Genomic DNA, 4,236 nt, shown 5'->3' on the forward strand with positions numbered 1-4,236 from the left:
CATGCGTTGATGCCGCCGCGCAGGGAGTAGACCTGCGTGTAACCGCGCTCGCGCAGTGCGGCTACGGCTTGGGCGGAGCGGATGCCGCCGGCGCAGTGGATCACGGCGGGTTCGTCGTGGCCGAGCCGGGGATTCTCACCCGCCAGGATGCGGTCCAAAAGGAAGTGCTCGGAGCCGGGAATGGAATGCTCCGCGCGTTCTTCCTCGGTGCGCACATCGATGATGCGGTAGCCGGAGGGGACGGTGCGTACTTCGGGGGCGTCGGCAGGCTGCGTGGGCGTTGCGCCGCCGGCAACCACCGGAATGTACTCCCAAGTGCAGGTCAGCGCATCGAAGTATCCAATCTTTCCGGTCAGCAGCGTGCCCGTACCCGTGAGGTACTTGAGTGCCTCCAATGCCATGGCAGAACCTACCGTGCCCACCACGGGGCCCAGCACGCCGGCTTGGGAACACGAAGGCACCGAGCCAGGGGCAGGTGCCGTGGGAAAGACGTCCTCGTAGACCGGACCGTGCCCAGACCAGAAGACGGAAAGCTGCGCATCGAATCCCAAAATCGACGCCCACACGTGCGGAATACCCAGCTCGTGGCACGCCCAAGAGCACAGGTAGCGGGCTTCAAAATTATCGGTGCCGTCCAAGAGAACGTCGGCTTCAGCCAAGTGCGCAAGCGCCGTGGCGGAGCTTAGGCGCGGGTACTGCAGTACCTGTACCTCCGGGTTGAGCTGATGGATCGTCTCCGCGGCCGACGCAGTCTTCGGCCCACCAATATCGTCCATCCCGTGGATGACTTGGCGTTGCAGATTGGATAAGGAGACCACGTCGTCGTCGAAAAGTAGGATGCGCCCCACACCTGCACCCGCGAGGTAGAGCAGGGCAGGCGAGCCAAGCCCGCCGGCACCGATGACCGCCACCGTTGCATTAGCTAGCTTGGCCTGGCCCTCTGTACCCCACAGGGCCTCTTGGCGTGCGTAGCGCCTACTCATTCCAAGCCCACCCAATTGCTAAAACCATCCGCGTAACGCTGTTCTTTCCAAATCGGCACCTCTGCCTTCACGCGGTTGGCGCACTCTTCCGCAGCCGCGAAAGCGTCCCCGCGGTGGGCCGCGGCAGCGATCACCACGAATGCTGCCTCGCCCACGCGCAGATCACCGGTGCGGTGTGCGCACCACAGGCGGGTATTCGGATGCGCGGCGATGACTTCTTGCGCCACGCGGGAGATCTCGGATTCGGCAGTGGGGTGCGCGGTATAGCGCAAGAGCTCCACGCCGCCGCGCCCGCCATCATGGTTGCGCACGATGCCGTCGAAGGTGACCACGGCACCCATCGCCGGGGTGGAAATATCGGGCTTTTCAATGGGCGAGCTCGTCATCATCGCCCCGATTACCTTTCCGGTATCGGCGCTGACAAAGGCGGGATCAGTGCTCATGCCTTCCTTCCAATTGATCGACGATGTGCGGCAGCAAAGGTTCCAAAACCTTACAACCATCCTTCACCCCGCCGGTGGAACCGGGCAGCGCCATGGCGAAGGTGTGCGCGTTGACGCCGGCGACGGTACGCGAGAGCGCGGCAGTGGGCACGCTTGCCGACGCCGCGTAAAAAGCATGCGCTATCCCCGGCAGCTCCCGTGCCAGATGCGCGGAGACGGCCTCCACCGTGGCGTCGTCAGGCGAAATGCCCGTGCCTCCGGAGGTTAAAATGACGCTGGGCTGGGCGGCGAAGACCTTATCGAGGGCCTCGGCGATTTCGGCATCGGGTACCACGAGCGCATCCGGGGTATCAAAGCCCATCCGCCGCAGAAACTCCACCGCGATGGGGCCGGAACGATCTTCGTAGATGCCCGCCGCCGCGCGGGTGGAGGCAACCACTACTACTGCACGTCGCGCCATTAGAACGGGATGACCTCAACGACATCGCCCGGCTGCAGCTGTGCGCCGGCCGGGATGCGGATGAGGGCGTTGGCGCTCATGGCCTGCGAAATCAGGTGCGAACCAGTGCCGGCGAAGAGCTCGGCCGTGGCGATGCCGTTTTCATAGTCGATGATGCCGCGACGGAACTGGTCGCGGCTTTCCAAGCCGGTGACTGGAACGGTGACCTGCGCGGTGTGTGCGGCCCTGGCGCGACCCAGTGTGGGGCCTACGTAGATGCGGAAGCTGACCAGCGTGGAGACGGGGTTGCCGGGCAGGCAGATAACCGGGACGCTGCTTAGCTTGGACAGTCCCTGCGGTCCGCCGGGCTGCTGTGCCACGTGGCCGAACCAGCCGTCTTCTTCGAAGACTTGGCGCACGACTTCGAACTTGCCGTGGGATACGCCGCCGGAGGTGACGATGGCGTCGGGCTGGTAAACGCGGACCACGCCTTCCAGATCGGAGCGCAGGACGCCTGGGTCATCGTTGGTGCGTACAAAGGCGACGACCTCAATGCCGTACTCGCGGCAGAGAGCAGCAATCATCGGTGCATTCGCATCAGGGATGCTGGTCGCACCTTGGCCGCCGATCTCCGCGCCACCCGTGGCGACCACGATGCGTGCTGGGGCATAGACCTCGACTTCAGTGATGCCTTGGGAGGCCAGCGTGCCGATGATGGCTGGGGCCAGCCGCGTGCCTTCCTCCACCAGCACCTTGCCAGCCGCGATGTCGGATCCGGCCTCGCGGATGAACTGGCCCGCCGGAGCCGCCGGAATGGTGACCTTTTCACCCTCGCGCGGGAACTGCGGTGGCTCGCATTGCTCCACCGGGACGATGGTCACGGTGCCCTCTGGAACCTTGGCGCCGGTCATGATTGGGGCCGCGATGCCATCCTGTGCCGCGCTGGGCATAGCACCGGCAGCTACCGTCTGGCCGACGGTGAAGGTGCCGCCTTCCGTCGTGGTGATGGCGTAGCCGTCCATCTGCGAGTTATTAAAGCGCGGCATGTCATAAGCCGCGGCGATGGTGCGCGCGAGGATCAAGCCATTGACCTCCAGCAACGAGCGCGTCACCACCGTCGGTGCAGGTAGTGCCCCACGGATAGCTGCTAGGTGTTCTTCGTAACTACGCATGCTGGCGTGCCTCTCCTTATGTGTCTGGTTAACCTCCCCAATTTTAACGGCACTTTCAATGCAAAAACTGGCATAGTGGCAGACATGGTTGAAATTCACTATTTCGCCGCCGCCCGCGCAGCGGCAGGTGTAAGCCACGAACAGATTGCAGCTCCTGCAACGCTAGGCGAGCTGCTGGACACCGTGGCCGCAGAGCACAGTGGCACCACCGAGGCCGGCATGAGCTTGGGCGAGGTGCTAGACCGCTGCACCTTCCTGGTGGATGGCAAAAACGCCGAACGCGCCGCCACCCTCACGGGTGCGACGCGTGTTGACGTGTTGCCGCCTTTTGCAGGCGGGTAGGGCTGCTGGTCTAGTGTCCTGTATCGGCCCTCAGGGCATTTACGTCCGACAACAAACTCTGCCGAGTATCAACTAGCCTCCAACAAAGTTGGTCTGGTCTGTTCCTAGGCGTTTAGCACTTCAAGGAGCTGATTCCGGTATTGCATTGTGAGGGTGTCTGTTTCAGTACAACTAGGGGGAGCAGTTTACTTACTTCTGTGGTGTGCAAACATAAGGGGGGTTCATTCCTGGGACAGGATTTTGCCAAAGGATGATTCCCTGGTCATTCCAGTCGCATAAAGCTCCTGCTGCAACAAGGGCCCCTAGTCCTACTGCAACCCATCCAGCAACTGAAGCTGCGAGTCCTTCTGCAATGATTTCTTTTGTCACCGCGCCAGCGGCGCCTCCGGCAGTGAAAATTTTAGTAGCTTTAGAAACCACATTGTGACTCAGATAAACTTTTACGACTGGCCCCCAGTGGGACACCTTTGTTTCATTTCCGTATGTGGTAAAAGTAGGGTGTCCAGCCGGGTCGACGGCTGAATTATTCTGTTGAATAAATTCATCGATCCTGGTAGCGCCGTCTTTATTTGCTGAGCGAACATCCGCGGGGATAACCGCAGTGGCGAGTCCTTTTTCGTCATACTTGATATATTGGCCGAGCTTCTCGAAAGCTTCACGATCTGCTTCAGATCGGTATTCGACATAGGTTTTATCGGACTCTTCCACTGGCAATTTCGATGTGGATGCTTTCGTTGTTTGATTATGCGTTGCTTCAGTAGCGGGAGCAGTGTCTGCCTGTGCCAATGGTGTTGCGCCAATTGCAAGACCGAGCATCACAGTCGAGCGTGTCAAGTTGTTTGTGTGTGGGGCTTGGT

At 61.2% G+C, this 4,236-nt stretch carries 6 protein-coding genes; 1 reads left to right on the forward strand and 5 read right to left on the reverse strand.

Features of this window, described 5'->3' with window-relative positions:
* The 4 genes from HMPREF2692_RS09490 to HMPREF2692_RS09505 form a co-directional block, all read right to left on the reverse strand.
* Window positions 1-983: ThiF family adenylyltransferase (locus HMPREF2692_RS09490; RefSeq protein ID WP_070823470.1), on the reverse strand; the 983-nt coding region annotated here is incomplete at its 3' end.
* Complete coding sequence (locus HMPREF2692_RS09495; protein ID WP_070497511.1) at window positions 980-1,426, reverse strand: molybdenum cofactor biosynthesis protein MoaE; 447 nt, start codon at window positions 1,424-1,426, stop codon at window positions 980-982. The genes HMPREF2692_RS09495 and HMPREF2692_RS09490, both read right to left, overlap by 4 nt.
* Window positions 1,416-1,886 (reverse strand): MogA/MoaB family molybdenum cofactor biosynthesis protein, encoded by a 471-nt coding sequence (locus tag HMPREF2692_RS09500; protein WP_070497513.1) that lies wholly within the window; start codon window positions 1,884-1,886, stop codon window positions 1,416-1,418. The genes HMPREF2692_RS09495 and HMPREF2692_RS09500 overlap by 11 nt, the downstream gene beginning before the upstream one ends.
* On the reverse strand, window positions 1,886-3,037 hold the full coding sequence (locus HMPREF2692_RS09505; protein WP_070497514.1) for a molybdopterin molybdotransferase MoeA: 1,152 nt from the start codon (window positions 3,035-3,037) through the stop codon (window positions 1,886-1,888). The genes HMPREF2692_RS09500 and HMPREF2692_RS09505 overlap by 1 nt, the downstream gene beginning before the upstream one ends.
* A gap of 84 nt (window positions 3,038-3,121) precedes the next feature.
* Here HMPREF2692_RS09505 and HMPREF2692_RS09510 point away from each other — a divergent pair, with 84 nt between their 5' ends.
* Window positions 3,122-3,379, forward strand: a complete 258-nt coding sequence (locus HMPREF2692_RS09510) for a MoaD/ThiS family protein (RefSeq protein WP_070497564.1) — start codon at window positions 3,122-3,124, stop codon at window positions 3,377-3,379.
* Window positions 3,380-3,568: 189 nt separating this feature from the next.
* Here the strand turns inward: HMPREF2692_RS09510 and HMPREF2692_RS13005 are convergent.
* Window positions 3,569-4,236 (reverse strand): hypothetical protein (locus HMPREF2692_RS13005; RefSeq protein ID WP_210400655.1); only part of this gene is annotated, 668 nt, incomplete at its 5' end.

Origin of the sequence: Corynebacterium sp. HMSC036D03, assembly GCF_001836185.1 — a bacterium.
Classification (GTDB): Bacteria; Actinomycetota; Actinomycetes; order Mycobacteriales; family Mycobacteriaceae; genus Corynebacterium; species Corynebacterium simulans.

Bases quoted from the DNA above. Each gene is read 5' to 3' on its own strand.
- HMPREF2692_RS09495 (WP_070497511.1), bottom strand. From the start codon at position 1,426: ATGAGCACTGATCCCGCCTTTGTCAGCGCCGATACCGGAAAGGTAATC.
- HMPREF2692_RS09500 (WP_070497513.1), bottom strand. From the start codon at position 1,886: ATGGCGCGACGTGCAGTAGTAGTGGTTGCCTCCACCCGCGCGGCGGCG.
- HMPREF2692_RS09505 (WP_070497514.1), bottom strand. From the start codon at position 3,037: ATGCGTAGTTACGAAGAACACCTAGCAGCTATCCGTGGGGCACTACCT.
- HMPREF2692_RS09510 (WP_070497564.1), top strand. From the start codon at position 3,122: ATGGTTGAAATTCACTATTTCGCCGCCGCCCGCGCAGCGGCAGGTGTA.